The 24,761-nt window shown below is 39.5% G+C and carries 28 protein-coding genes; 18 read left to right on the top strand and 10 right to left on the bottom strand.

Annotation, left to right across the window (positions count from 1 at the left end; translation table 11 throughout):
* Positions 1 to 61 precede the first annotated feature (61 nt).
* The 13 genes from nuoI to mnmE all read left to right on the top strand — a co-directional run bounded on the left by nuoI (position 62) and on the right by mnmE (position 12,508).
* Positions 62 to 610, top strand: a complete 549-nt coding sequence (nuoI, locus tag BUA53_RS11400) for an NADH-quinone oxidoreductase subunit NuoI (protein ID WP_072835507.1) — start codon at positions 62 to 64, stop codon at positions 608 to 610.
* Positions 611 to 624: 14 nt separating this feature from the next.
* On the top strand, positions 625 to 1,182 hold the full coding sequence (locus BUA53_RS11395; protein ID WP_072835506.1) for an NADH-quinone oxidoreductase subunit J family protein: 558 nt from the start codon (positions 625 to 627) through the stop codon (positions 1,180 to 1,182).
* A 52-nt stretch (positions 1,183 to 1,234) separates the two neighbouring features.
* Positions 1,235 to 1,564 (top strand): NADH-quinone oxidoreductase subunit NuoK, encoded by a 330-nt coding sequence (gene nuoK / locus BUA53_RS11390; RefSeq protein WP_072835505.1) that lies wholly within the window; start codon positions 1,235 to 1,237, stop codon positions 1,562 to 1,564.
* 67 nt (positions 1,565 to 1,631) lie between these two features.
* Positions 1,632 to 2,768 (top strand): NADH-quinone oxidoreductase subunit L, encoded by a 1,137-nt coding sequence (locus BUA53_RS21560; RefSeq protein ID WP_245793095.1) that lies wholly within the window; start codon positions 1,632 to 1,634, stop codon positions 2,766 to 2,768.
* 27 nt (positions 2,769 to 2,795) lie between these two features.
* Positions 2,796 to 3,506, top strand: coding sequence for a NuoL/Nad5 family protein (locus BUA53_RS21555; protein ID WP_245793093.1), 711 nt, complete (start codon positions 2,796 to 2,798; stop codon positions 3,504 to 3,506).
* A 47-nt stretch (positions 3,507 to 3,553) separates the two neighbouring features.
* Positions 3,554 to 5,029: a complex I subunit 4 family protein gene (locus BUA53_RS11380; protein WP_072835504.1), complete on the top strand. Its 1,476-nt coding sequence runs from the start codon at positions 3,554 to 3,556 to the stop codon at positions 5,027 to 5,029.
* Position 5,030: 1 nt separating this feature from the next.
* Positions 5,031 to 6,395 (top strand): NADH-quinone oxidoreductase subunit N, encoded by a 1,365-nt coding sequence (locus tag BUA53_RS11375; RefSeq protein WP_072835503.1) that lies wholly within the window; start codon positions 5,031 to 5,033, stop codon positions 6,393 to 6,395.
* 60 nt (positions 6,396 to 6,455) lie between these two features.
* Positions 6,456 to 7,727 carry an ABC transporter permease gene (locus tag BUA53_RS11370; RefSeq protein ID WP_072835502.1) on the top strand — a complete coding sequence of 424 codons (1,272 nt, stop codon included), beginning with the start codon at positions 6,456 to 6,458 and terminating at the stop codon, positions 7,725 to 7,727.
* Positions 7,728 to 7,923: 196 nt separating this feature from the next.
* Complete coding sequence (locus tag BUA53_RS11365) at positions 7,924 to 8,781, top strand: MotA/TolQ/ExbB proton channel family protein (protein ID WP_072835501.1); 858 nt, start codon at positions 7,924 to 7,926, stop codon at positions 8,779 to 8,781.
* 62 nt (positions 8,782 to 8,843) lie between these two features.
* Positions 8,844 to 9,506, top strand: coding sequence for an ExbD/TolR family protein (locus tag BUA53_RS11360; protein ID WP_072835500.1), 663 nt, complete (start codon positions 8,844 to 8,846; stop codon positions 9,504 to 9,506).
* Positions 9,507 to 9,530: 24 nt separating this feature from the next.
* A complete protein-coding gene (locus BUA53_RS11355; protein ID WP_072835499.1) occupies positions 9,531 to 10,151 on the top strand; it encodes an ExbD/TolR family protein in 621 nt (206 codons plus the stop codon).
* A 65-nt stretch (positions 10,152 to 10,216) separates the two neighbouring features.
* Positions 10,217 to 11,044, top strand: a complete 828-nt coding sequence (locus tag BUA53_RS11350) for an energy transducer TonB (RefSeq protein ID WP_072835498.1) — start codon at positions 10,217 to 10,219, stop codon at positions 11,042 to 11,044.
* Between the two features lie 78 nt (positions 11,045 to 11,122).
* Positions 11,123 to 12,508 (top strand): tRNA uridine-5-carboxymethylaminomethyl(34) synthesis GTPase MnmE, encoded by a 1,386-nt coding sequence (mnmE, locus tag BUA53_RS11345; protein WP_072835497.1) that lies wholly within the window; start codon positions 11,123 to 11,125, stop codon positions 12,506 to 12,508.
* 89 nt (positions 12,509 to 12,597) lie between these two features.
* Here the strand turns inward: mnmE and BUA53_RS11340 are convergent, their stop codons facing one another.
* A complete protein-coding gene (locus BUA53_RS11340; protein WP_072835496.1) occupies positions 12,598 to 13,611 on the bottom strand; it encodes an LLM class flavin-dependent oxidoreductase in 1,014 nt (337 codons plus the stop codon).
* Positions 13,612 to 13,964: 353 nt separating this feature from the next.
* On the opposite strand from BUA53_RS11340, the gene BUA53_RS11335 reads away from it, so the two are divergent.
* Entirely contained in the window at positions 13,965 to 14,882 is a 918-nt protein-coding gene (locus BUA53_RS11335; protein ID WP_072835495.1) for an SdiA-regulated domain-containing protein, read from the top strand.
* Positions 14,883 to 14,924: 42 nt separating this feature from the next.
* Here the strand turns inward: BUA53_RS11335 and BUA53_RS11330 are convergent, their stop codons facing one another.
* The 6 genes from BUA53_RS11330 to BUA53_RS11305 all read right to left on the bottom strand — a co-directional run bounded on the left by BUA53_RS11330 (position 14,925) and on the right by BUA53_RS11305 (position 19,537).
* Entirely contained in the window at positions 14,925 to 15,638 is a 714-nt protein-coding gene (locus tag BUA53_RS11330) for a pirin family protein (protein WP_072835494.1), read from the bottom strand.
* Positions 15,639 to 15,712: 74 nt separating this feature from the next.
* Positions 15,713 to 16,348 carry an alpha/beta hydrolase gene (locus BUA53_RS11325; RefSeq protein WP_072835493.1) on the bottom strand — a complete coding sequence of 212 codons (636 nt, stop codon included), beginning with the start codon at positions 16,346 to 16,348 and terminating at the stop codon, positions 15,713 to 15,715.
* A 4-nt stretch (positions 16,349 to 16,352) separates the two neighbouring features.
* The gene (locus BUA53_RS11320; RefSeq protein ID WP_072835492.1) at positions 16,353 to 17,306 is read right to left on the bottom strand and encodes a VOC family protein; all 954 of its coding nucleotides are present in this window, start codon (positions 17,304 to 17,306) and stop codon (positions 16,353 to 16,355) included.
* A gap of 59 nt (positions 17,307 to 17,365) precedes the next feature.
* On the bottom strand, positions 17,366 to 18,304 hold the full coding sequence (locus BUA53_RS11315) for a ring-cleaving dioxygenase (RefSeq protein ID WP_072835629.1): 939 nt from the start codon (positions 18,302 to 18,304) through the stop codon (positions 17,366 to 17,368).
* Positions 18,305 to 18,314: 10 nt separating this feature from the next.
* Positions 18,315 to 18,863: a YceI family protein gene (locus BUA53_RS11310; protein ID WP_072835491.1), complete on the bottom strand. Its 549-nt coding sequence runs from the start codon at positions 18,861 to 18,863 to the stop codon at positions 18,315 to 18,317.
* A 98-nt stretch (positions 18,864 to 18,961) separates the two neighbouring features.
* The gene (locus tag BUA53_RS11305; RefSeq protein WP_072835490.1) at positions 18,962 to 19,537 is read right to left on the bottom strand and encodes a Crp/Fnr family transcriptional regulator; all 576 of its coding nucleotides are present in this window, start codon (positions 19,535 to 19,537) and stop codon (positions 18,962 to 18,964) included.
* 247 nt (positions 19,538 to 19,784) lie between these two features.
* On the opposite strand from BUA53_RS11305, the gene BUA53_RS11300 reads away from it, so the two are divergent.
* Positions 19,785 to 20,063 (top strand): 2TM domain-containing protein, encoded by a 279-nt coding sequence (locus BUA53_RS11300; protein ID WP_084080012.1) that lies wholly within the window; start codon positions 19,785 to 19,787, stop codon positions 20,061 to 20,063.
* A 123-nt stretch (positions 20,064 to 20,186) separates the two neighbouring features.
* Here BUA53_RS11300 and BUA53_RS11295 read toward each other — a convergent pair whose 3' ends face one another.
* Both BUA53_RS11295 and BUA53_RS11290 read right to left on the bottom strand, forming a co-directional pair.
* Positions 20,187 to 21,197 (bottom strand): potassium channel family protein, encoded by a 1,011-nt coding sequence (locus BUA53_RS11295; RefSeq protein ID WP_072835489.1) that lies wholly within the window; start codon positions 21,195 to 21,197, stop codon positions 20,187 to 20,189.
* Between the two features lie 190 nt (positions 21,198 to 21,387).
* Positions 21,388 to 21,807, bottom strand: coding sequence for a response regulator (locus BUA53_RS11290; RefSeq protein ID WP_072835488.1), 420 nt, complete (start codon positions 21,805 to 21,807; stop codon positions 21,388 to 21,390).
* 412 nt (positions 21,808 to 22,219) lie between these two features.
* Between BUA53_RS11290 and BUA53_RS11285 the strand changes: the two genes are divergently transcribed.
* From BUA53_RS11285 to BUA53_RS11275, 3 genes are all read left to right on the top strand, one after another.
* A complete protein-coding gene (locus tag BUA53_RS11285) occupies positions 22,220 to 22,720 on the top strand; it encodes a helix-turn-helix domain-containing protein (RefSeq protein WP_317041268.1) in 501 nt (166 codons plus the stop codon).
* A 125-nt stretch (positions 22,721 to 22,845) separates the two neighbouring features.
* Positions 22,846 to 23,193 (top strand): cupin domain-containing protein, encoded by a 348-nt coding sequence (locus BUA53_RS11280; protein ID WP_217652987.1) that lies wholly within the window; start codon positions 22,846 to 22,848, stop codon positions 23,191 to 23,193.
* A gap of 213 nt (positions 23,194 to 23,406) precedes the next feature.
* Complete coding sequence (locus BUA53_RS11275; RefSeq protein WP_245793091.1) at positions 23,407 to 24,129, top strand: YiaD family glycine zipper/OmpA-like lipoprotein; 723 nt, start codon at positions 23,407 to 23,409, stop codon at positions 24,127 to 24,129.
* A gap of 238 nt (positions 24,130 to 24,367) precedes the next feature.
* Here the strand turns inward: BUA53_RS11275 and BUA53_RS11270 are convergent, their stop codons facing one another.
* Positions 24,368 to 24,745, bottom strand: a complete 378-nt coding sequence (locus tag BUA53_RS11270) for a hypothetical protein (protein ID WP_072835485.1) — start codon at positions 24,743 to 24,745, stop codon at positions 24,368 to 24,370.
* Positions 24,746 to 24,761 lie beyond the last annotated feature (16 nt).

Here is a 24,761-nt window from a genome sequence, read left to right as displayed (position 1 = left end):
TAGGATTAGCTGAACCAAAACGGCTAATTTTGCGACCGTTAAAGAAGAATGAGGATCGAAGATGCAAGCATTAACGAATAGAAAACAACAGGTTGAACGCAAACCGATGACGGTATGGGAAAAGCTATACCTGCCTTCCATATTTAAAGGCATGGGTATTACTTTCAGTCACCTGTTCAAGAAAAAACCTACAATTAATTACCCTGAAGAGCAAAGACCGTTTTCTTCGGTGTTCAGGGGACTTCATATTTTAAACAGGGATGAAGAAGGAAGGGAGAAATGCACAGCCTGCGGGCTCTGTGCATTGTCATGCCCAGCAGAAGCCATTACAATGGAAGCAGCTGAGCGTCAGCCTGGAGAAGAACACCTGTACAAGGAAGAAAAATATGCAGCTAAATATGAGATCAACATGCTGCGTTGCATCTTCTGTGGGCTTTGTGAGGAAGCCTGTCCTAAAGATGCTATTTACCTGTCTCAAACTTTTGCACCTGCCAACTATGGTCGTAAGGGATTTATTTACAACAAAGAAGACTTGTTAATTCCTGATCCTAATACAGATCCTGAAGGATATGAAAAAGCGAAGGGAGACATTGGTAAAAACATTAAATAACTGAAGACTGCACAATGGGAATTACTCAAATACTTTTCTGGATACTGGCTATCACTGCAATATTCAGTGCACTGATGGTTGTTATTAGCAAAAATCCTGTGTACAGTGTATTGTGGTTGATCGTAACCTTCTTTACCATATCAGGACATTATATTTTATTAAATGCCCAGTTCCTTGCTGTGGTGAATATTATTGTATATGCAGGTGCTATCATGGTTTTATTCCTTTTCGTAATTATGTTGATGAATCTGAATAAGGAAACAGAGCCTCAAAAGAGCAAATGGCTGAAGCTGGCCGGTGCAGTTGCCGGGGGCTGTTTGTTGCTGGTGCTGGTGGCTGGACTGCGCCATACAGAAAAACAAATGACAGAGATGGTTACAGGGGATATAGGACTGATCCAGAACCTGGGTAAAGTGCTATTTAAAGATTATGTTGTTCCTTTTGAGATCAGCTCCATTCTTTTTCTGAGTGCAATGGTAGGAGCAGTGGTTTTAGGTAAAAAAGAGCCGAGAATTCCTGTTGAAACAGAGATGAGGAAAGTAGAGGAAACACAACAGGCTATAAATATTTAGAATTGATCAACAAGTATTTTATACCGGAATCGCATCATTGCAAATTGAGATTATGCCTATAAACTATTATATATTTCTTTCACTCACATTATTTGTGATAGGTATCATTGGTGTGTTAACACGCCGTAATGCTATCATTATATTTATGTGTATAGAACTGATGTTGAATGCTGTGAATTTATTGCTGGTAGCTTTTTCCAAAATGCACTACGTGACCAATGTGTCTAAAGTCACCAATGCCGGAAGTGATGGCCAGTTGTTCGTGTTTTTTATTATGGTAGTGGCGGCGGCGGAAGTTGCGGTTGGGTTGTCCATCATTGTTATGTTGTTTCGCAACACGCATTCAGTGGATGTGAACTTTTTGAACAGGTTAAAACATTAATAAAGCTTCCCCTGTTCCTGCTGCCAATAACTGCCTGCAGGTAATCCGGGGAACTTGTAGATTTAATATGAAGAATTTAATATTCTGGATTCCTCTTCTGCCATTTATTGGATTTTTGATCAATGGATTGGGAAGAAAATATTTGTCCAAAGGAATTGTAAGCATTATAGGCTGCGGTACTGTACTGGGTTCTTTTATAATCTCTCTGCTGGTCTTCTTCAATAAAGTGTATTCCGCAACACCATTACATTATTTTGATTTCTTTACCGTTGGCACATTAAAGGTTCCTTTTGCCTTCCAGGTAGACCAGCTATCCACCTTATTTCTTCTTATTATTACAGGCGTAGGCTTTTTGATCCATGTATATTCCACCGCCTATATGCACGAAGAAAAGCGTGAACACTTTGGCCGGTACTTTTCTTTTTTGAACCTGTTCGTCTTCTCTATGTTGCTGCTGGTTTTAGGCGCCAATTATGTGATCATGTTCATCGGCTGGGAAGGTGTTGGACTATGTTCTTACCTGCTGATAGGGTACTGGTTTAAAAACATTGACTTTACAAAGGCTGCCAAAAAAGCTTTTGTAATGAACCGCATTGGAGACCTTGGCTTTCTGCTGGCACTTTTTTGGATCATTTCTAAGATAGGTTCTGTTAACTATACAGATGTATTTGCCAATGTCGGCAAACTATCCACTACCGATCTTATTGGTATTACCTTATTATTATTCGTTGGCGCTACCGGTAAAAGTGCACAGATACCATTATACACCTGGTTACCTGATGCCATGGCAGGCCCTACGCCCGTATCTGCCCTGATACATGCTGCTACCATGGTTACCGCGGGTATTTACATGATAGCCAGGAGCAATGTGCTGTATATAGCAGCTCCGGCTACTAATACTGTTATAGCTATCATTGGTGCGGCCACAGCTTTACTGGCCGCTACCATCGCCATCAGGCAAAACGATATCAAGAAGGTGCTGGCTTATTCAACTGTGAGCCAATTAGGCTATATGTTCCTTGCCCTTGGTACCGGCTCCTATGTTGCTGCTGTTTTCCATGTAATGACACATGCTTTTTTCAAGGCTCTTTTGTTCCTTGGTTCAGGCTCTGTTATTCATGCTGTAAGTGGCCAGCAGGATATTCGTTTCATGGGAGGGCTGCGGTCAAAATTGCCCATCACCTATATTACTTTTTTAATATGATGTCTTGCCATAGCTGGAATACCTCCCTTGTCAGGTTTCTTTTCTAAGGATGCAATCCTATTAGGTGCCTTTGAACATGATAAATTTCTTTATGTAATAGGCGTATTAACTGCAGCACTTACTGCATTTTATATGTTTCGCTTATTGTTCATCACATTTGGAGGCAGTTTCAGGGGTTCAGAAGAACAAAGGCATCATATTCATGAAAGCCCGGCTGCCATGACCATTCCTTTGATCGTGCTGGCTGTATTAGCTATTATAGGTGGATTTGTGGGTGTGCCTGAAGTGTTCATGCATGGCGGTGAAAAACTGGCAGATTATCTTTCCCCGGTTATTCGTCCTGTTACTGAACATAAAGTAAGTCATTCTACGGAAATGTTATTGATGGCACTCACCACAGTGATTGCCATTGTGGCCATAGTAATAGCCTGGATGCGCTATAGAAGCTACAAAGAAGAGCAGCCATCTGCATTTGGAAAAGTGCTGGAGAATAAATGGTATGTGGATGAATTGTATGACAGCATTGTGGTGCGTCCTGTGAACAAGCTGGGCGTATTTGCCAATAAATATTTTGAAAAGAGTGGTATCGATGCACTGGTTAATGGGGTGGGAAGAATGGTGAATTATGGAGGCAGGCAAATGCGCTGGTTGCAGAGCGGGCAGGTTGGAAGTTATATATTATTAATGGTCATCAGTATGCTGATGTTCTTTGTATTGCAGTTCTTCCTGAGAAAATAATAATAATGAAGAATGCCTTTGCATTCTGAAATATATTCTGAATTGATATGATCGTTTTATTACTGTTCTTAGTTCCACTGATCGGCGGTTTCCTGTCTTTCTTTATAAAGAATGATAAGACAGTTCGCACCTGGGCGCTGCTTACATCGGTTATCACCTTATTGATCTCCATAGCAGGAAATACTTTTGCCCATTCACCCGGGCAACTGCATTTCAGTTCTTCCTGGCTGGGAAGCCTGGGTAGTTCTTTTTCGCTGCAACTGGATGGGTTATCCCAGATCCTTTGCCTGCTAACAGCCATTTCTTACCCGCTTATCCTGGTGTCTACCTGGAGATCTTCGTATAAAACAGCAAATAATTTCTTTGCCCTTATGCTGCTAACGCAGGCGGGGCTTATGGGTGTGTTTCTTGCCACTGATGCCTTATTGTTTTACTTTTTCTGGGAGCTGGCACTTGTTCCCATGTATTTTCTTTGCTCTGGCTGGGGCGGTGAAAGAAGGATCCCTGTTACATTCAAATTCTTTATCTATACGTTCACGGCATCTGTATTAATGCTTATCGGCTTGTTATACCTGTATTTTCAAACGCCTGACAGGTCTTTTTCACTGCAATCTTTTTATGCCCTGAAGTTATCCAATGACACTCAAAGCTGGGTATTCTGGTTGTTGTTCCTGGCCTTTGCTGTCAAGATGCCTGTTTTCCCTTTCCACACCTGGCAGCCAGATACATATGAACAATCACCAACTGCTGCTACAATGGTTCTTAGTGCCATCATGGTTAAGATGGGTGTATATGGTGTCATCCGTTGGGTATTGCCGGTAGTGCCCATTGCAGCTTATTCCTGGGGAGATGTGGTTATGAGCCTTTCGGTAATAGGTATTATTTATGCTTCTATCATAGCCATTCAACAGGACGACTTTAAACGATTGATTGCCTATTCTTCCATTGCACATATAGGGTTGATGTCTGCCACGCTTTTTGCTGAAACCAAAATCGGGTACCAGGGGGTAATGGTGCAGATGTTCAACCATGGTATTAATATCCTGGGCCTCTGGATAATAGTAGAATTAATTGAACGGCAGTTTGGCACCCGCAAACTTTCTCAACTCGGGGGTGTAGCTCAAAAAGCACCGGCACTGGCCATCCTGTTTGTTATCCTGGCATTTGCAAATATTTCATTGCCGCTTACCAATGCATTTATAGGAGAATTTTTGATGTTCAGCGGTATCTGGAGTTCTACTGTTACCCATTACAATATATTGTTTACGGTCCTGGCCATTCTTAGCATCATCCTGGCTGCTGTTTATACGTTGACTGCTGTACAGAAGGTGTTATATGGACCTGAAAGCAGCATCACTGAAGGAACTAAAGATATCCATGGTAATGAAAAAATGGTGCTGTGGGTTATTGTTATAATGGTTGTAGTATTTGGGGTATACCCCCAACCCTTATTGAGGATAACGGATGGCTTTGTAGACCTGTTGTTGAATAAAATAAATGTTGCTCACCTGTTTGTAAAATAATATGAACGCATTAATCTTTTCGGCTGTTAGTGGTGTTATCATGATGTTCAGTTCATTTTTACTGAATAACAAAAACAGTGTCAGGGTACTGGCTCATGTTTTATTGCTGGCCACCATCATAGCCAACATTTTCGAGTTAAGAGGCATTAGCTTTTTTCACATAGATACAAGGGGCATGCTTGAATTTGACCGCTTTGCCCTGTTATTTACATTGGTGGCCAATGTATGCACTTTTGCATTCTTTTTATTGTCTTCCCGTGATCTTGAGAAAATAGGAAATCATTACAGTGATTATTTCTCTTTATTATTTTTCATACTGGCTGGTATAGTAGTTTCATCTTCCTTTAAGTCGCTGTTAATGTTATTCCTGGGAATCGAGATATTGTCCATTCCATTATACATACTTACCGGAAGTGATAAACGCAATTTAAAAAGCAATGAAGCTTCCCTGAAATATTTCCTGATGGGCTCTTTCTCTACAGGTCTTATGTTGATGGGTATAGCGTTGATCTATGGCGCAACAGGAACCTTTCAAACAGGCATTACCGTTGCAGAAAAAGTTCCGGTGCTGCTCATCACAGGTATGATGCTGCTTTTATTTTCCATGTCTTTCAAAGTATCTGCTGCACCTTTCCATTTCTGGACACCTGATGTATATGACGGTGCACCAACAGTGGTCACTTCGTTTATGGCTACCGTGGTAAAGGCCGCAGGATTTATAGCCTTCATGCGTTTATTTGCAGAGGAATTCGGAAGCATACGGCCCGAATGGAAATTATTAGTAGGCATAGTAGCTGCTGTTACTTTGTTTATCGGGAATATTACCGCTGTATTCCAGCAAAGTGTAAAGCGCATGCTGGCCTATTCAAGCATTTCACAGGCGGGGTTCATGATGCTGGCCATTTATTCATTAAGTAATGATGCCAAAGAAGGTTTGATATTATATGCTGCTGCCTATTCTTTGGCAACCATTGGCATTTTTGCCGTTCTGGTAAGAATGAAGGATTACACTTTTGAAGGCTTTAATGGCTTTGCCAAACAACAACCATTCCTTGCAGGTATATTAGTGGTATTTCTTTTATCACTGGCAGGCATACCCTTAACAGCAGGATTTCTGTCAAAGTTTTATATGCTAAAAGCGACTATTGATGGCGGAAGCCTGGCACTGGCCATATTTGCCGTGCTTATGGCTGCGGTTAGCGTTTATTATTATTTCCGATTGATACAATCCATGTATTTTAAAACTGGTAATGCCACCATATCAGGAACAACTACTGGTTTTAAGTATACACTTGCAGCACTTGCAGGCATAACAATACTGCTTGGCATATTTCCTAACTTGCTTACTAACTGGTTATATTTTTAGCCCTTGTAAAAAATTCACGTGGTTTGAAAATGGGTTTACTAATTTAGTAGACCCATTTGCATGAATACTACAGATGTTTTAAGGCTTTCCTTTCGAACTGTTCGAAGTAATAAACTAAGAACAGGGATTACTATCTCCATCATTGCATTAGGCATAATGGCACTCATCGGTATCATAACGGCCATCCAGGCTATGAATCAAAAGCTTACAGAGAGTTTTTCGACCATGGGAGCCAATGGGTTCAGTATCCGTTTTAAGGAACGTAATATTCATTTTGGGGGGAATGGTCCTACAATGAAGCTGACAAAGAAAGGCCAGCGGAAGGAAAAAACCTCCAATCTTGATAAGCCTATTACGGAGGACCAGGCCGAGCATTTTGTTGATTATTATAACTTTCCGTCCCAGGTTAGTATTTCTGCAATGGCAGGAAACAACTATACTATCTCGTATGGCTCAAAGAAAACAACACCCAATGTGTTTCTTTTTGGGGCTGATGAGAATTACCTCGACCTGAATGGGTTTACCCTGGATGCAGGACGCAATTTTAGTAACCAGGATGTTACCTCGGGGGCCAATGTTTGTTTATTAGGATATGATGTTGCTGTTGCATTATTCAAGCAAAGTATTTCCCTTGCTGTTAATAAGATCGTACGTATCAATGACATGCCGTACAGGGTACTTGGTGTTTTAGGAAGCCGCGGATCCTCTTTTGGATTCAGCAGGGATAAGATCGTCATTGTAGGGTATAAGAATCTAAAGCGCTATTTCGGTGCAGACAGGTATGTAATAGGTGTAATGACGCCTGATGTAAAACAGGTGGAAACCGCCATGGGCCAGGCAGAAGGACTGTTCAGGTCCATCAGGAAGTTAAACACTACCGAAGAAAGCAATTTTGTTTTGGAAAGAAGCAATAGTATAGCAGAAAAAGCCATCAGTGTTTTGGGCTATCTTACTGCGGCTGTGATAGTGATTGGTTTTATTACTTTAATAGGATCAGCAATAGGCCTGATGAATATTATGCTGGTTTCTGTAGCCGAGCGCACCAAAGAAGTTGGCCTGATTAAAGCAATAGGCGGAAAAAGCAAGGCTGTGCGTCAGCAATTTTTACTTGAGTCAATCATTATAAGTGTGTTGGGTGCCATATTTGGCATCATACTGGGTATACTGGTGGGTAATTTATTTTCAATGGTTTTAAATACAGGTTTTGTAGTTCCCTGGAAATGGGTATTTTACGGAGTATTAATTTGTACAATAGTTGGCTTGCTTGCTGGTTTATACCCGGCATTGAAAGCAGGGAAACTTAACCCGATAGAAGCTTTACGCTATGAATAATTATATAAAATAAAGAGGGTTCTTTATTTCTATTAATGAAACACATAACTTGCTACCTGTAAAAATTGCGGACTCACTATAAAAACTGTTTGAAAAAAATGCAACTACCTAATTATTTATTGCATTTTTTCAGTAGAATTGTGACCTTGAATTTTAATACTGAAATTTTTTAAATTAAAAACTAAAAATTACGATCATGGCAGAGACAAGACCGACTGCAAGTGCAACATCAGTTAAGGCTACATCAGTACAACCTAAAAGAAGCGGTAATGCTATTTCATGGCTTGCACCCATTATTTGTGTTATAGCCGGTTATTGTATTTGGAGATTTTTGATGGGGGATCCAAACGGCTTTAATCAGCCAGGTCAGGGAGCTTTTTGGCCCGAGCATAAAGGACCAAAAGATGCATTCCACAGGATCTACGAAGGTGGTATCATCGTTCCTTTGTTGATCGGTATGTTATTAATGGTTATTACTTTCTCTATTGAGCGTTTCTTAACCATCAGCAAAGCTTTAGGTAAAGGTTCTATTGCTGATTTCATCAGGAAGGTACAGTACCATTTAGCTAACCGGAATGTAGATGCTGCTCTTGCAGAGTGTGACAAGCAACGCGGATCAGTAGCAAACGTTATGAAAGCTGGTTTGCGTCGTTACAAAGAAATGATCAACGTTACAGAGTTGGATACAGAGCAAAAAGTGATAGCTATTCAAAAAGAAGTTGAAGAAGCAACAGCACTGGAATTACCAATGCTGCAGAAGAACCTCGTGTTTCTTTCTACTATTACTTCTGTAGGTACCCTGATCGCCCTTTTAGGAACGGTTATCGGTATGATCCGTTCATTCTCTGCCCTTGGTGAAGAAGGTGGTGGTAACGCTGGTGCACTTGCGGTTGGTATCTCTGAGGCCTTGTATAACACAGCCCTTGGTATCGGTACTTCAGCTCTTGCATTGATCATGTACAACGTGTTCACTACCAAGATCGATAGCATTACATATGGTATTGACGAGTCTGGTTTCACATTAACACAGTCTTTTGCTTCTTTATACAAATAAGAGCAAAAGCGTTTATGGAATTTTGAAACAATTGAATCTCAATACAAAACTTTTTATTAAACATGCCAAGTGTTAAAATACCCAAGAAAAGCACGGCGACGGATATGACACCCTTTGTGGATGTGGCATTCCTGATCCTGTCTTTCTTTATGTTGGCTACCAAGTTCAAGCCACCAGAACCAGTAGAGATCACTACGCCAAGGTCTGTTTCATCGGATAAATTAAAAGAGCAGGATGCACTTTTAATAGAGATGGATAAGAATGGCAGGGTGTATTTTACTGTCAATGTTCAGAAAAGCGCAGATGAAGGAATTAAGAAGTCGGTAATTGAAGGCATCAATAAAGCCCGCAACCTTGGTCTTACCCAATCTGAAATGAACAGTTTTGCCAAAAACACCACCGTTGGTGTTCCTTTTACTGGTTTGAAATCGCTTCTTGCCATGTCTGACGAAGACCGCCTGAAAGTGAAGCAGCCTGGTATTCCTGTTACAGATACATTAAATAATGAATTGACAACATGGGTAGCCACTGCTGTATCAGCTTTCCAGGGTCATAAGTTGAACTATATGATCAAAGGTGATAATGCTGCAAAGTATCCTTCTTTTAAAGGCATCATTGATGCATTAAGAAAGAATGATATTAATAAGTACCAGCTCATCACTGACCCGGAAGGGGTACCTGCCGGAACTGATCTATATAAAATACAGGAAGCTAAAAGGAAATAATATTCACAATTAAAAAGATTAACTATGGCAGATATAGATGTTTCAGGTGGAGATAGTGGCCATAAAAAAGGCCCGGGGGTCAAAAAAGCCAAGAAGCTATCTACACGTGTAGACATGACCCCAATGGTAGACCTGGGATTCCTGCTCATTACCTTTTTCATTTTCACCACAACAATGAGTACGCCCACTACAATGGGTTTAATCATGCCAAAGGATGAGAAAAATCCAAAGGATCTTACAGAGGTAAAAGAGTCTGGTGCTTTGACCATTTTGTTAGGAAAGAATGACCTGGTATACTATTACATGGGTCAGATTAAACCTGATGGCTCAAACTTCCAGTCTACTACTTTCAAGGAGGTACGTAAGATCATCCAGGACAAGAAAAAGGAAGTGATGGCTAATTATACACCCAGTCCACTGGATGAGAATATAAAGAACAAGGCCAGGGAAGCAGGTGATCCTAATTGGCAAAATGCGGCCAAGGATAAAGACTTTGTGGTAGTGATCAAGCCCAATGAAGACGCTACTTACAAGAATACCGTTGATATCCTGGACGAAATGACCATTAATGATGTAAAACGTTTTGCTATTGTTGACATAACAGAAGATGAGAACAAACTTATCCATGCTACCGAACCTAAATAGGTATGGAACTAGCTCAATTTTTGTGGAAAACAATACAAAATCGCATCTAAATACAAACAATTCTAATGGAAGCAAATAAAATATTAAGTGCCGATATACTGGACCTGGTGTTTGAGGGCCGCAATAAGGATTATGGCGCCTACGACCTCAGGAAAAAGTATAACAACCGGTTAATTACAGCGTTGGCAATTACAGCTGCTGTATTGATCCTGGCAATAGGGGGCTCCTTATTATCAAAAGCCCTGGGTCCAAAGGATTCCGGCAAGGTTGAGGTAAGGGATGTAGTTATGGCTGATATCAAACAGGAAGAAGAAAAGCCGCCTCCACCGCCACCTCCGCCACCCAAAACGCCACCTCCTCCAAAAGTGGAAATGGCTAAATTCACTCCTCCCGTTATCAAAAAGGACGAAGAAGTGAAGCAGGAAGAGATACCTCCTGTAAAGGAAATGGAAGATAAAAAGATTGACGTTATCAACCAGGAAGGTATTAAGGACGAAGGTATTGCTGCACCTCCCGTTGTGGATGAAGGTAAAGCAGTAGTAGCAGCTCCTAAGGTTGAAGATGAGAATAAGGTGTTTGAGAAAGTGGAGATCGAGGCCAGCGTAGATGTGAAGCAATGGAGAAGGCACCTGGAAAGCCAGTTGCAGCGTTACATTGAAGATGCAGCCTCCCAGGGAATGAATCCAGGTCAATATACTGTACAGGTTCGTTTCCTTGTAGAAAAAGACGGTAGCATCACAGACGTGAAGGCCCTTAACGATCCAGGATATGGATTAGGTAAAGGTGCTGAAGATGTGGTGAAGAGAGGTCCAAGATGGTCTCCGGGTGAGCAGAACGGAAGAAAAGTACGTTCCTATCACACACAACCAATCACTTTCGTAGTTTCGGAATAATCTTTTCAGTAATAAAATTTACAGATCCCTTTACCACCGGTAAAGGGATTTTTGTTTTGATCCCCCTTACTTTTGATCATGAGTTTGAAATTATCTGGCTGGAATGATACAATAGTTGCACTGGCTACCCCACCAGGCATTGGAGCTATTGGTGTGATCAGGTTAAGTGGTGAAAAGGCCATTTCCATAATCAATGATTTATTCCCTTCCAAAAACCTTGAAAAGCAAGCCAGTCATACAATCCATGTTGGTTTCCTTAAAAATGGTGATAAGATCCTTGATGAGGTAGTAGTATCACTCTACAAAGGTCCCAGATCATATACAGGGGAAGATGTAATAGAGATCAGCTGCCATGGTTCTCCCTTCATTCATCAGCAGGTGATAGATACATGTATTGAACATGGCGCACGTTTGGCAAAGCCGGGGGAATTTACCCAGAGGGCCTTTTTAAATGGAAAGCTCGATCTTACGCAGGCTGAAGCAGTGGCTGACCTGATAGCTAGTAATACCCAGGCATCTCATAAAACAGCTCTGAATAACATCAGGGGAGGCTTTTCCCAGGCGTTAAAAGACCTGCGGGAGCAACTTATTCAATTCTCGGCCCTTATAGAATTAGAGCTGGATTTTTCCCAGGAAGATGTGGAGTTCGTTGACAGGTCCAGGTTACTCGAACTGGTAACCAATGCGAGGGAACATACAGGCAGGTTAATGCAGTCCTTTCAACTGGGCAACGTGATAAAGAATGGTGTCAGCGTGGCTATTATCGGTAAGCCTAATGCAGGGAAGTCAACATTGTTGAATGCGCTGTTAAATGAAGACAGGGCGATAGTAAGCGAAATTCCCGGTACCACACGTGATACTATTGAGGAAGTGCTCAATATAGATGGTATTCTTTTCCGTTTGATTGATACAGCCGGCATCCGCAATCACTCAGATGACCTGATAGAAACAGTAGGTATCGAAAAGAGCCTGCAGAAAAGAAAACAGGCCGATGTAGTCTTGTACTTATTTGATGTGAATGAAGAATTGCCTGGAGATCTTTCCGAAACCATAGATGAATTGAACAGGGAAGAAATTCACTTCCTGTTGGTTGGCAATAAGGTAGACCTGGTAGATGAACATTCTGCCCGTGAGAAATTTACATATACAAGCGGTGTCATTTTTATTTCAGCAAAGAGTGGATTGCACCTGGAAGTGTTGAAGGAGAGAATGGTAGACATGGTCTTTCAAAAAGATGTCAGCAATGAAAGTGTCATCGTTACCAATGCACGCCATTTTCATGCGCTCAACGAAGTGCATGCAGCATTGAATGACGTGATTGAAGGATTGCACAATAAGATTCCTGGCGATCTCCTTTCACTTGATATTCGCAGGTGCCTGCAATACTTAGGTGAAATAACAGGAGAAATTACAAACGAAGATCAACTGGATTATATTTTTAGTAAGTTCTGTATCGGAAAATAAAAAAGCTAAAACTTGTTATCCATTTGTAAAGTGCTTATAAATTATTGGAATCGGAAGCATTCTTAGTTAAGTAACGAAGCGAAAGTATTTTATTCCCCTTCATTTGTCTCCTTCATGATTTCTGCAAATAGTCGGGCAGATTTTATCCGGTCATTTATATCGTACATAGCTGATACAGCTATCAATTCATTCACACCAGTTTGATCAAGAAATGCCTGTATGCTATTCTTGACCGTTTGTTTGCAACCTACAAATGAGTATTTCAGCATTTGATAAACAGCAGGATGTTGAAACAGCTCTTTCAATTCTTCAGTCATTTCTGTTGGAGGGAGTAAGGGTTGCCTGTTCCCGGTTAATATTCCAACAAACATCCTGATTAAGCTCGTGAACATTCTTTCTGCTTCCTGGTCTGTATCTGCTATATAAACATTTACCCCAGCCATAGTATAAGGATGACTTAAAAATTCAGAAGGCTGAAATTCTTCTTTATAAATCTTTAAAGCCTGGGTTAGGTAAGTTGATGCAAAGTGGCTGGCAAAAGCATATGGCAACCCTTTCTTAGCCGCCAAATGTGCACTATCAGTACTTGATCCTAATATATAAATAGGAACATGCGTGCCTTCAGCAATGGGTGCCCTAACATTAGATTTTTTATTTTCCAATGAAAAGTATCCTTCAATTTTAGCCACTTCGTCTGGAAATAATTGCGCTGCCTGCATAAAATCTGACCGAATAGCCTGGGCTGTTTGCTGATCAGTGCCCGGCGCTCTGCCAAGACCAAGATCAATTCTACCAGGATATAAATGGGCAAGCGTGCCAAACTGTTCTGCAATTATCAAAGGTGAATGGTTAGGAAGCATGATGCCACCTGAGCCTACCCTGATGGTTTTCGTGTTTTCTGCAATATATCCAATGAGTAATGAGGTAGCGCTGCTGCCTATATTGTCTGAATTATGATGCTCTGCAAACCATATTCGCTTGTAACCATATTCTTCCGCCTTTTTTGCTAAGGTAAGTGAGTTATTAAGGGTCTGTTTTATTGTTTCTCCCTGCGAAACAATAGCAAGTTCTAATATAGAGTAGGCTGTCCTTTGTTTTTTCATATGGAAGGTTCGGCTGAAGCTGTTATTGTATCTATCTTTTTATAATTCATCTAAAAAAAGGAAATGCAAATTTACCCATTGCTGTTTTCCTGTATAGAATCTATTAACCAAAGAAGTGTTATTTAAATAATTTATCAGCTAAAGAACATAATTCCTATACGCATAATATATAGCCTCAACTATAAGCCTTATGTATAATTATTTGCATGTGGAACCTGCTGATTACCTCGTTCAACATTTCATCCACATGGACAACTATTAAAGTAAATCGTTAAATAAACATACTAGTACTTGAATAAATTCCGTTTCTTGTCTCAGGCATTATATTTTCTATAGTACTTAAAATTACTTTCATGTCTATCCAATACCTCACTAAATATGTTTTTTTAAGCTTAATTATATTAAGCTCATGCGTTAACAATAACAAGGATAAAAAGGATAACGACAAAGCTTTAGTAGCGGGTAGAGCAGTAGCAGTTAGTTCTGCGGGCACGTATGATATGTCAAAGCCTGTAAACAAATGGGAACTTCCGCCTCAACTCAATGAGATCTCTGGGATTGTAAAAATTGATAACAATCATATCCTTGCTATTGAAGACCTTCATCCCACTCTGTATACCTTAAACCTTGACAAAGGAAAAGCAAGCATAGCTGATACCGTTTCTTTTTACGAAACCGCAAAGGATAAGTTTGATATTGAAGATGTGGCAGTGATAGGAAATGATGCATATGCCTTATGGAGTCATGGTAGTATTTTTAAGATCACAGATTGGAAAAAGGGCAAGCAGGTAAAAGAGATCGAAACAGGCCTTGACAAGAAAAACAATACGGAAGGATTGGCCTATGATCCTGTTACAGGTAACCTTTTGATAGCATGCAAAAATGAATCAGGTTTAGCAGATGAAAAAAAATCGGCCCGTGCCTTATATGAACTCGATATTAAAAGTGAAAAGTTGCTCGAGAAGCCTTTCCTGGTTATTGAAAGCAAAGACCTGAAGGCCATGAGCGGGGATAAAGTAAAGTTCTTTCCATCAGGTGTTGCCATTCATCCTGCCACACACGATATCTATGTCATTTCAACCAAGGACACTAAATGCATGGCACAGTTCAGCCATGATGGCCAATTAAAGTCTTTCACTTATTTAGATAAAGACCTGCTGGAACAGCCCGAAGGTATCAGCTTTGACCCTTCAGGTAATTTATATATTAGTACGGAGGGCAAGCATGGACAGCCTGCCTATATCTATCAATTTGGTTTGATAAAACAATAAATGTGTCGTAGGTTTTGCATTACCTCATAAGCGCCAAATTGTTTACTTCTGGTTTATAGGTGTTTCAATGATCAAAAATTCAGAACCAGCTTCGCAATGAATAGGCACGGAGTCCGTTTCCCATATGCCGATACCATCTCTAGGAGAAAGATCAGTACCATTTACTCTTATCTTTCCTTCCAGTAAAAAGATGAAGAGGCATTTGTTGACAGGCTGAAATTGGTAAACAATTTCCTGTGCAGTATCAAAGTATCCCAGTGATAACCTGGAATTCTGGTTGATCCAGCAATGTTTGGGTCCTTCATCACCTGATACAATAGTCTTTAGTTGGTTTTTCCGGTTTTCTTTTGGAAAACTGCGTTGCTGGTAACGCGGTGGAATGTTCTGCAGCTTGGGTTCTATCCAAATCTGCAGAAAGTTCACCTCATCCTCACCAATGTTGTATTCCTCATGTTTTAAGCCCGTTCCTGCACTCATGATCTGTACATCTCCTGCTTCAATAATGGTCTTGTACCCCATAGTGTCTATGTGATTCATCTTTCCTTTCAGTAATACCGAAATGATCTCCATATTGGTATGAGGATGTATGCCAAATCCTTTCCCTGCTTGTACGTGATCATCATTGAAAGCTACAAGCGTTCCAAAAGCGCTTCTCACAGGATGGTAATATTCACTAAAGCTGAAATAAAAATTGCTCTTCAGCCAACCTATATCTTTTAATCCTCTATCTGATTTTAAAAACAGCTGCGATTTCATGTTGATTATTTTAACTGTTTAGGGTAAGTATCACAATTGAATAAATACCCAAATAGTATTTTAAGTTTATTTATTTATTGTTGGATGGTTGCTGCATTGAAAATAGTTTGATTGGCCTTTTCAATTTCATCCTGGTTGATCGTATGTCCCATACCGGTATATACCTTTTCCATTACTGAAGCATTCATATCTTTCAGGATATTGGTAGTGGCATAAACTCTTTCCACTGGCACATGCGGGTCCGGGTCACCCGTACCTATGAACACCGGTGTTTGCGCAAAATCACCATTATAATGTTCAGTATAAATTTTATCTCCAATCAATCCGCCTGTGAAGGCAACTACTCCACCATACCGGGTGGCATTCCGGGTTACAAATTCCAATGCCAGGCATGCTCCCTGGGAAAAGCCTAAAAAATATATCTTCTCAGTGGGAATTCCTTTGTAGCTAAGGTCTTTGACCATGTCTTTCAACAGGGTTAATGCTAAGGTAAGCCAGGGTTCATTTTGGGATAAAGGGGCCATGAATGAATATGGATACCAGCTATGATTTGTGGCCTGAGGCGCCATTAATGTAAAGTCTTTAACATCGAGGTGTGCTGATAGTGATAGTATATCTTCTGCACTGCCGCCACGCCCATGAATCATGACCAGCACTTTGCTGTCTTTGGTCAATTCTCTTCCTGCTGTTTTATTGTTTTTCGTGTGCATATTTTTATCTGTATTTGTCAGTGTTTACTGTAATGGGTGCCAGGGCACTTTCTATCTTCTCACGGTCTGCTTCAAATTGTGGTGGCAACTTCAATGTCTTACCCAGGTTAGCTTGTGTTTCATCAATTCCAAATCCCGGACCTGATGTAGCCACTTCAAATAATACACCGCCTGGTTCACGGAAATAAATAGAAGTAAAATATGACCTGTCAAGTACAGGGGTAGGGTTGAGCATTCTCTGTACCATACGCAGGCGTACTTCAGCTTGCGTTGTTGCATCTGGCGTAGCAAAGGCTATATGATGAACTATACCACTTCCCGTTAGACCTTTGAGAGAGTCTGGTGAACAAAGAACATCAACATAGTTGCCGGGGGCATCTTTCGCGGCAAACCTAAACCGGTTTCCTTTTTCACCGATCAGTTGGTGGTCCAACTGTGTTGTTAACAGACCTCCTGTGCGCTCATATCCTTCTTCCCATATCTCCACATTATATAAGCCCTTAATTGCATGTTCTTCAGGAACAGGCCCGGTTGAAAAACCTCTCCTGGTATCAATGTCATTGAAAACCAATTCCAATCCCAGACCATCTTCATCTTCAAAATAAATGACCACTTCACCTATAAACCGTTCCTGTGGCTTTTTGTAATTGATATCAAAACGCCTAAGCCTGTCAAGCCAGAAATTAATAGAAGAAGAAGGTACAGAAAACGATGTTGTATTGAGCATTCCCTTACCATGCCTTCCATTCACCAGGCCCTGGTAGGGAAAGAATGTAAGTATGGTGCCTGGATTACCCGTTTCATCTCCATAATAAAAATGGTAGACATCAGGACCATCAAAATTGACAGTTTTCTTTACAAGTCGCAACCCCAGAACACCAGTATAAAAATCTATATTCTTTTGCGCATTGCTGGCTATGGCCGTCACATGATGGATACCGGTAATAAGTTGATTCATAAAGATCAATTAAAGAGTCATCAGGTAATGTATCTAAAACTGTTTAGTATTTCTCTGTATCATGGTTGAAGTACCGGCAATATTTCTTCTATTTTTTTCCGGCTTCTTTCATATTGTGCAGGAAGCATCAAATGTGTTCCCAATTCCTCTACTGTTTCATCTATGGCAAAACCAGGATTATCGGTTGCAAGTTCAAACAATATACCACCTGGTTCGCGGAAGTACATCGAATAAAAATAATTGCGGTCTATCTTTTCCGTTATCTGAAGTCCTGCTTTGAGCACTTTTTCCCTGAATTCCTTAAGAAGGCTGTCATCTTTCACTCTAAAGGCGATGTGGTGATTGGTGCCCCCGGCATTACTACCAGTATGGCCATTTGGCTCTTCCACCAAATCTATAATGTTAGCGCTGGCAATAGCGTCGGTTACAAACCGATACCTGTTTGCTTCCTGGCTATGTAAATTATAACCCAGTACATCTGTAACCACTTTTATTGTTGGTGCGCTATTTTTCACTGTCAACACTGTGCTATGAAATCCTTTTGCAGCTTCTGAAATTCCTATACCGGGGATGGTCCATGGTTTCCTGTTATCAGATTCACCTGTTTCTACAAGGTTTAGAAGTAAGCCATCCCTGTCTTCAAAAGGAAGGTATCGCTCTCCAAAACGTTCAATTACAGGTTGATACTTAACATTGTTTTCCTGAAATCTTTTAGTCCAGAAGTCCAGGCTTCCCTTTGGCACCGAATAACTTATCTCTGTTGCCATGCCTGTTCCTGCGCGTCCTTTTTGGATGCCTTCCCAGGGAAAGAAGGTAAGGATGGAGCCTGGTGTACCCGTTTCATCACCATAATAAAAATGGTAGGTTCCAGGGTCATCAAAATTGACAGTCTTTTTCACCAGCCTGAAACCTAATACTTTAGTATAAAAATTATAATTGCGTTGGGCATCACTTGCTATTGCAGTTATATGATGTAGCCCTAATATTTTATTTTCCATACTAATTATATTAAGCATTAACAGCCACAGTTTGTTTTACCAGCTGTATCTCTGCATGTATTTTAATGTCATCACTCACTACAACATTACCTGCTTCGGTTACCGCATTCCACGTTAACCCGAATTCCTTACGGCTGATCTTTCCGGTAACAGTAAATCCTGCTTTAGTTTGACCATAAGGATCTACAACCATTCCACCTTGTTCAATATGCAATGTGATTGGTTTGGTAACCCCTTTGATGGTCAGCGAGCCGTGTAATATAGCCTCATCAACATCAATTTCATATTGTGTGCCCACGAAGCGTATTTGATCAAAGTTTGATGCATCAAAAAAATCAGCGGATTTCAGGTGCGTATCTCTTTGCTCGTTATTCGTATCTATTGAACTAATGTCTGCTGTAAATTCAATCTTGCTTGCTGTGGAAAAGTCATCTGTCCTGGTTTCTACCTGAAGATCAAATTTTTTAAAATACCCCGTAACTGTTGTGATCATGAGGTGTTTTACTTTAAACTGGATCTCTGAATGTGTAGGGTCTATAACCCATTTGATATTTGCCATTGTTGTTTGTTTTTATTGTATTACAAAACTACAACCGGGGATGGGCTCACTCCATTGAGATTAGGTAAGTAATAACTGTGACCTATGTCACATATAATTTAAAGGATGATGTTCTTACGCAGGCGACTTAAAGTTTCCCTGCTTACACCCAGGTAAGATGCGATCATATGTTTTGGTACTCGTTGCAGGCAATCAGGGTAGGTCTTGCTGAACTTGTTATATTTCTCTTCAGCAGTTTCGCTTAAGGATTGCATGAGTCTTTTTTGCGTAGCTACAAGGTGATTCTGAATAAGTATGCGGAAATAGTGTTCAAATTTCGGAATGCTAAGCATCAATTCATCCCAGGAAGGTTTGCTGATTAGTAATAGTTCTGAAGCTTCAATGGCTTGAATATTAAATAGGGAGGATTCGCCGGTAACATAGCTTGAAAGGTCAGCCATCCACCATCCTTCTGTTGCAAATTGCAATATATGTTCTGAGCCTTTTTCATCTATGGTATAGGATCGTAAGATACCTTTTTCAATGAATGCCTGGTATTTACACACATCACCTTCCTGCAAAAAATACTGCCGTTTACGCAGTTTTTTGGGCTTGAATAAGGATTTGCAATAATTGAATTCCTCTTCTGTTAATGAGATCTTTTCAGCAAACTTTTGATGCAATAATTCAAACATTATGCTTCGAATATAAAACACCTCTTTTTAGCACGGCTTAACAAAATCTACCCGGAAAATTTACTGTTGAGTAATTAGTTGCCACGCTTCAGCTTTGGCCATTTGAATTATAGGAACTTGCTCGGTTTGGAGATCCAAAATATAGTGGGGTGACCACAAGCATATAAACCACTGATGATGGTTCTATTCCAGGTTATGGGGTTCAGTTATCTTGCCATTATTAGCAAAACCAGTTAAATTGAATTATATGCAAAACTTGTCTGAAACGCAATTGCGTGAATTAGCCCGGAAGCGCGTGGAATTCAGGCGTCACCTGGTGGTTTTTTGTGTGATCAATGCTACTTTATGGCTTTTATGGTGGATGACAGGACAGGGCTATCCATGGCCCATATGGCCTTTGGCAGGTTGGGGAATAGGCCTGGTATTCCATTATATCTTTGACTTCAGTTCTCCCAAACTTTTTTCTGAAGAAGAAGAATATGACCGGCTGCGACACATGAAAGAAGAAAAGCATGTAGCACAATAAGTAGTGAACCTGGTGCCCTACGAAAATAATTGTATTAATAAAACCTGACTTTAATCAGTGATATACTTTTCAAAAGAAAGTATCAGGGCTACTTTGTTAAAAAGCTGACGGAAGTAGCATCGCCTATTCACCAACATTTTTCTTCATCTCTGCTATTTGTTCTTTTGTGCCTAGCACAATTACTTTCATATCTTTTGTGATAATGGTTTCTTCTGGGGGATTGATGAGAAACTTGCCATTTACATCCTTGATGCCTATGCAGTTTACGCCCGTTTTCTTCCAGTTCATAATATGCTTTAGTGATGTATCCCGGATATTGGAGGGCAGCTTATTATAGCTCACTGCTTCAATATGTATCGATTCACCGTCTTCGCCCGATAGAAAATCAATGAATTCAATGACATCAGGTTTGGATACCAGCGTAGCCATATGGGTGCCACCGATCAGATCCGGCATCACTACGTGATTGGCACCTGCTTTATATAATTTGGTAGTTGCGCTGATATTGGATGCACGGCTAATGATATTCAGGTGTGAATTGAGTGACCTCGCAGATAAAACTATGAATACATTATCAGCATCGTCCGGTAAACTGGTCAAAAGAGTACTGGCTCTTTCTATGCCTGCTTTTACTAGCATCTCATCTTCTGTTGCATCTCCAATCATGAAAACCAGTGAGGGATCGTCAACGTTTTGCATATTGACTGCATTTTTCTCAATGATCACAAAATCTATTTTGTGAGCTTTCAGGGTTTTAGCCGCCTGGTGACCATTACGTCCATAGTCGCATAATATAACATGCTTATCTTTTTTAGCTAACTGTTGCATAAGTCGTTTGGTTGTAAAATAGTGCGCCAATTCACCGCTGAGAATGTATTGGGTCAGCCTGGCCAATACGTAGGTAAATGTAGTAAAGGAAGTAATAATAAATATGATATTGAAGATCCTTCCGTTTGCAGTTAAAGGCCTCACCTCGTAATATCCAATCGTAGATATAGTAATAACGGCCATGTAAAGGGCATCAAAGAAGCTGTATCCCTCAACTATCATGTAGCCTGTAATTCCAAACACCAGGATCAGGAAGATCATGAGGAGCCATTGTACAAATGAATTGAGCTTTTTGAATGGCCACATGGAATGAGGTTATTCCTTAAAGTTCAAGATATTTTATGAACAGATAAAATTCTCTACACCTATTCAATTTCTATTAGTTATGGAAGATCACATATGATCACCATCACTTCCTGTTAAAAATGGCCATATTAATCCCCGCGAAGTAAAAAAAGAAAAATGTTTTTGCCAGTTTGATGGCTTATCCAGGAGTTTAATTCATGATTGTAACAGGTGTAAATAAAACAGCTAGGTCCCTGAATAATCCTGCCTGTTTTTTAAAATCAGAATAACTGGATGGTTTTGTAAAGCACGCCATGGCACCCAGGTCCATAATGGCATGTTCAAAAATAGGGGACATAGTGGTAGAATACATAATAACCGGGATATTTCTTGTGTATGCATTACTTTTCAATAAAAGCAACACCTGTTCACCATTAATTCTTGGCATATTATAATCTAAAATAATTAAGATGGGTAATGCCCCGATTTTTGAATCCAAATAAGCTAAAGCTTTGTCACCAGCGTTAAATATTTTTATATTAAGTCCCAGGAGTTTAAGAGAAGAGGAAAGTATTTCCAGGTCATCTTCATCATCATCTATTAGTAATATATAAGGAATATGAATGGGCATAAATGGTGGTGATTTTTATTGGTATTGATAATTAACCATATTTAATCCCAAGTGGTCAGTATGGGTGTTAATTAATATATGGCAGTTATTGTATCAGAATTTGATTTCCAAGGGATTAATTAATAGTTTAAGTGGACATTTTAATAAGAAAACTTTTACGATGTAAAGATCATTTCATTGCAGGGATTATCTATTACACCTTTGGCAGTAAATGTTATAAAGTTTACTGATTGGGAAGTTTAACGTCGATTCTTGTAAAACCTATTTTTTTAGAAGTAACTTTCGGTGCTTTAGTTATATCCTGCCTATTTTTTCCCCTGGAATTGAAGTAAACATAAATATTTGAAAAGTATTGAAGCTGTTAATTAAAAATATGGTAAGCCTTCGTTGCAAAATGATCGTTAGGTCAGTATTGGAACAACTAGGACTGCATATTATTTATGTTGATCTGGGTGAGGTGGAAATTAATGAAGTCCTTTCACCATATCAGAAAGCAGATCTTCAAGCTGCGTTGTTGAAGTTCGGTCTGGAAGTTATGGAGGATAAGAAAAGTATGCTTATTGAAAAAATTAAGAATATAGTAGTTGAAATGATTCACTATAGTGATGAGCCTCCTGTATGGAACTTTTCAAGTTATTTGGCTGAGAAACTAAACTACGATTACAATTATCTTTCCAATCTATTTTCTGAAGTAAAAGGAACAACTATTGAACACTTTATCATTTCGCATAAAATAGAACGTGCCAAAGAGCTGTTGATTTATAATGAAATGAGCCTAACAGAAATTGCTGATAAGCTTCATTACAGTAACGTAGCACATCTTTCCAACCAGTTTAAAAAAGTTACAGGTTTAACGCCTTCTTTTTTTAAGAAAATGAAGCATAAAAGGTTTATTGCATTGGAAAACCTTTGACCTCATTATAATTGTTAAATAGAAGTAATCATTGAATCATACAATTTCTTTACGTAATGGTGTAACAATTATCTGATTGCATAGTGTGATCTTTACATGGAATTCTTAAATTAAATTCTATGGGCATGCATACAGATACAACTGAACTGGCAAAGTCGAAAGCGCACATTATAGTGGAAATACTGGAATACATAGCTAATTCTACCTTGATAAAAACAATAATCAAAAAAAGCACAGGAAACATAACCGTAATGGCAATGGATGCCGGGGAAGAATTAGCTGAGAAAACTTCTCCTTTTGATACTTTCATCCAGGTAATTGACGGGGAGGCACAGCTTATTATCAATAATAAGAAATATAACCTGAGATTAGGTGAAGGGATCATTATTCCTGCACATGCATCACACTGCTTCAATGCTAATAAACAATTTAAAATAATTGCAACCATTATTAAAAGTGGATATGAAGATTAATGGCAGTAGAAATAAACAAATGGCATGATCCTATTTTCATAAAAAGGTAAGCAACATGCTTATTTTCAACCTCATCCGGACCCTTATATTTCCCTTCTATGTTAAGCTCAAAAATGTATTCATTTAAAGCAAGCTCTTAACATATTTCACTGATTGTTAAGCTTACATTACATTTCTTGCAGGTTATTCTACCGGCAGGGTAAATACAAAAAAATGTCAAACAGTTATCTCGTTATTGCAACCAGGAAGAATAAGCTCACTATGAAACAGGGAATAATGAGTCTTACCTTATTGGTTACAATTTTAGCAATACTTCTTTCAGGATGTAAAACCATGACTAAGTCTCAAAAAGGGGCTGTAATAGGTGGAACCAGTGGTGCCGTGATTGGTGGTGTGGTAGGTCATTCCATGGGAAATACGGCAATGGGTGCTATTATTGGTGCAGCTGCAGGTGGAGTTGCCGGAGGAGTAATTGGACATAAAATGGATAAGCAGGCAGAAGAAATAGCTAAAGAAATGGGTGATGCTGAAGTGATCAGAGAAGGTGAGGGAATTGTGATTAAATTTAAAGAGAAGGTTTTATTTGCGTATGACCGTTCAGATTTAAATGCAACTGCCAAAACAAATCTTGATAAGCTAAAAAACATCTTGCTCAAATATCCTGAAACAAACATTACTGTGATCGGGCATACGGATAGCAAGGGATCTGAAAGTTATAATCAAACACTGTCTGAAAGCCGTGCTACCGCTGTTACAAATTATGTCAGCCAGATTGGAATTGATAAAGCACGTTTAACGGCTATTGGAAAGGGTGAAACAGATCCTATAGCAACCAATGATACTGAGGAAGGAAGTGCTTCTAACAGGCGTGTTGAATTTGTTATTACTGCTAATGATAAAATGAAGGCTGAGGCTAAAGCAGAAGCTGGCAAATAATTAGATTAATGTATTAATATCCTTTACCTGGGAAAGAACCAGATCCAGAGCCATGGAATTTTTATTCCATGGCTTTTTTATGCTTTCTAACATAACGCTATTCAGTTTTTAGCTTTGCATGAATATATATGGTAGTAGTTGTATTGATAATGAGAACAAGTGATAGCAAGTTCCATAAAAAAACAATGGCTGTTTCAGGAATACTGAAACAGCCATTATCGAATATTAATAGAAAGGCTTAATTAAACCTTGCTGATATATATTCAACCAACTTTTCCTCACCCATTTTATTGGATGTACTTTGGTTTGCCACAGTGTTTTTAAACTGTGGAGTTGTAGCAAGGTAATTGATAAATTGTTCCTGTACCTGGCCAGTGCCGGTTACATGTAATTCTTCTGCATTTTGCATATGAGTAGTTATCTCTTTAAAGAATTTATCTTGCATTGTTCTTTCAGAATTATTAGCTGCATTTTCATTGGAATTACCTCCGCTGACGGGATTGATCTCATTGGCGATGACAACAAAATCTCCACTGTTTATATTTTCTCTGCCAATAATGGTCGCCTGGTGCGAATCCATCCAGATACCAAATTGTTTTTTGTTTTTTCCAGACATATAATTGAATTATTAA

Origin of the sequence: Flavisolibacter ginsengisoli DSM 18119, assembly GCF_900129295.1 — a bacterium.
Taxonomy (GTDB): domain Bacteria; phylum Bacteroidota; class Bacteroidia; order Chitinophagales; family Chitinophagaceae; genus Flavisolibacter; species Flavisolibacter ginsengisoli.
This window is presented reverse-complemented; position numbering and strand designations above follow the sequence as displayed.

Coding starts and splice junctions, on each gene's coding strand:
- nuoI (WP_072835507.1), top strand. CDS start 62: ATGCAAGCATTAACGAATAGAAAACAACAGGTTGAACGCAAACCGATG.
- BUA53_RS11395 (WP_072835506.1), top strand. CDS start 625: ATGGGAATTACTCAAATACTTTTCTGGATACTGGCTATCACTGCAATA.
- nuoK (WP_072835505.1), top strand. CDS start 1,235: ATGCCTATAAACTATTATATATTTCTTTCACTCACATTATTTGTGATA.
- BUA53_RS21560 (WP_245793095.1), top strand. CDS start 1,632: ATGAAGAATTTAATATTCTGGATTCCTCTTCTGCCATTTATTGGATTT.
- BUA53_RS11380 (WP_072835504.1), top strand. CDS start 3,554: ATGATCGTTTTATTACTGTTCTTAGTTCCACTGATCGGCGGTTTCCTG.
- BUA53_RS11375 (WP_072835503.1), top strand. CDS start 5,031: ATGAACGCATTAATCTTTTCGGCTGTTAGTGGTGTTATCATGATGTTC.
- BUA53_RS11370 (WP_072835502.1), top strand. CDS start 6,456: ATGAATACTACAGATGTTTTAAGGCTTTCCTTTCGAACTGTTCGAAGT.
- BUA53_RS11365 (WP_072835501.1), top strand. CDS start 7,924: ATGGCAGAGACAAGACCGACTGCAAGTGCAACATCAGTTAAGGCTACA.
- BUA53_RS11360 (WP_072835500.1), top strand. CDS start 8,844: ATGCCAAGTGTTAAAATACCCAAGAAAAGCACGGCGACGGATATGACA.
- BUA53_RS11355 (WP_072835499.1), top strand. CDS start 9,531: ATGGCAGATATAGATGTTTCAGGTGGAGATAGTGGCCATAAAAAAGGC.
- BUA53_RS11350 (WP_072835498.1), top strand. CDS start 10,217: ATGGAAGCAAATAAAATATTAAGTGCCGATATACTGGACCTGGTGTTT.
- mnmE (WP_072835497.1), top strand. CDS start 11,123: ATGAGTTTGAAATTATCTGGCTGGAATGATACAATAGTTGCACTGGCT.
- BUA53_RS11340 (WP_072835496.1), bottom strand. CDS start 13,611: ATGAAAAAACAAAGGACAGCCTACTCTATATTAGAACTTGCTATTGTT.
- BUA53_RS11335 (WP_072835495.1), top strand. CDS start 13,965: ATGTCTATCCAATACCTCACTAAATATGTTTTTTTAAGCTTAATTATA.
- BUA53_RS11330 (WP_072835494.1), bottom strand. CDS start 15,638: ATGAAATCGCAGCTGTTTTTAAAATCAGATAGAGGATTAAAAGATATA.
- BUA53_RS11325 (WP_072835493.1), bottom strand. CDS start 16,348: ATGCACACGAAAAACAATAAAACAGCAGGAAGAGAATTGACCAAAGAC.
- BUA53_RS11320 (WP_072835492.1), bottom strand. CDS start 17,306: ATGAATCAACTTATTACCGGTATCCATCATGTGACGGCCATAGCCAGC.
- BUA53_RS11315 (WP_072835629.1), bottom strand. CDS start 18,304: ATGGAAAATAAAATATTAGGGCTACATCATATAACTGCAATAGCAAGT.
- BUA53_RS11310 (WP_072835491.1), bottom strand. CDS start 18,863: ATGGCAAATATCAAATGGGTTATAGACCCTACACATTCAGAGATCCAG.
- BUA53_RS11305 (WP_072835490.1), bottom strand. CDS start 19,537: ATGTTTGAATTATTGCATCAAAAGTTTGCTGAAAAGATCTCATTAACA.
- BUA53_RS11300 (WP_084080012.1), top strand. CDS start 19,785: ATGCAAAACTTGTCTGAAACGCAATTGCGTGAATTAGCCCGGAAGCGC.
- BUA53_RS11295 (WP_072835489.1), bottom strand. CDS start 21,197: ATGTGGCCATTCAAAAAGCTCAATTCATTTGTACAATGGCTCCTCATG.
- BUA53_RS11290 (WP_072835488.1), bottom strand. CDS start 21,807: ATGCCCATTCATATTCCTTATATATTACTAATAGATGATGATGAAGAT.
- BUA53_RS11280 (WP_217652987.1), top strand. CDS start 22,846: ATGCATACAGATACAACTGAACTGGCAAAGTCGAAAGCGCACATTATA.
- BUA53_RS11275 (WP_245793091.1), top strand. CDS start 23,407: ATGTCAAACAGTTATCTCGTTATTGCAACCAGGAAGAATAAGCTCACT.
- BUA53_RS11270 (WP_072835485.1), bottom strand. CDS start 24,745: ATGTCTGGAAAAAACAAAAAACAATTTGGTATCTGGATGGATTCGCAC.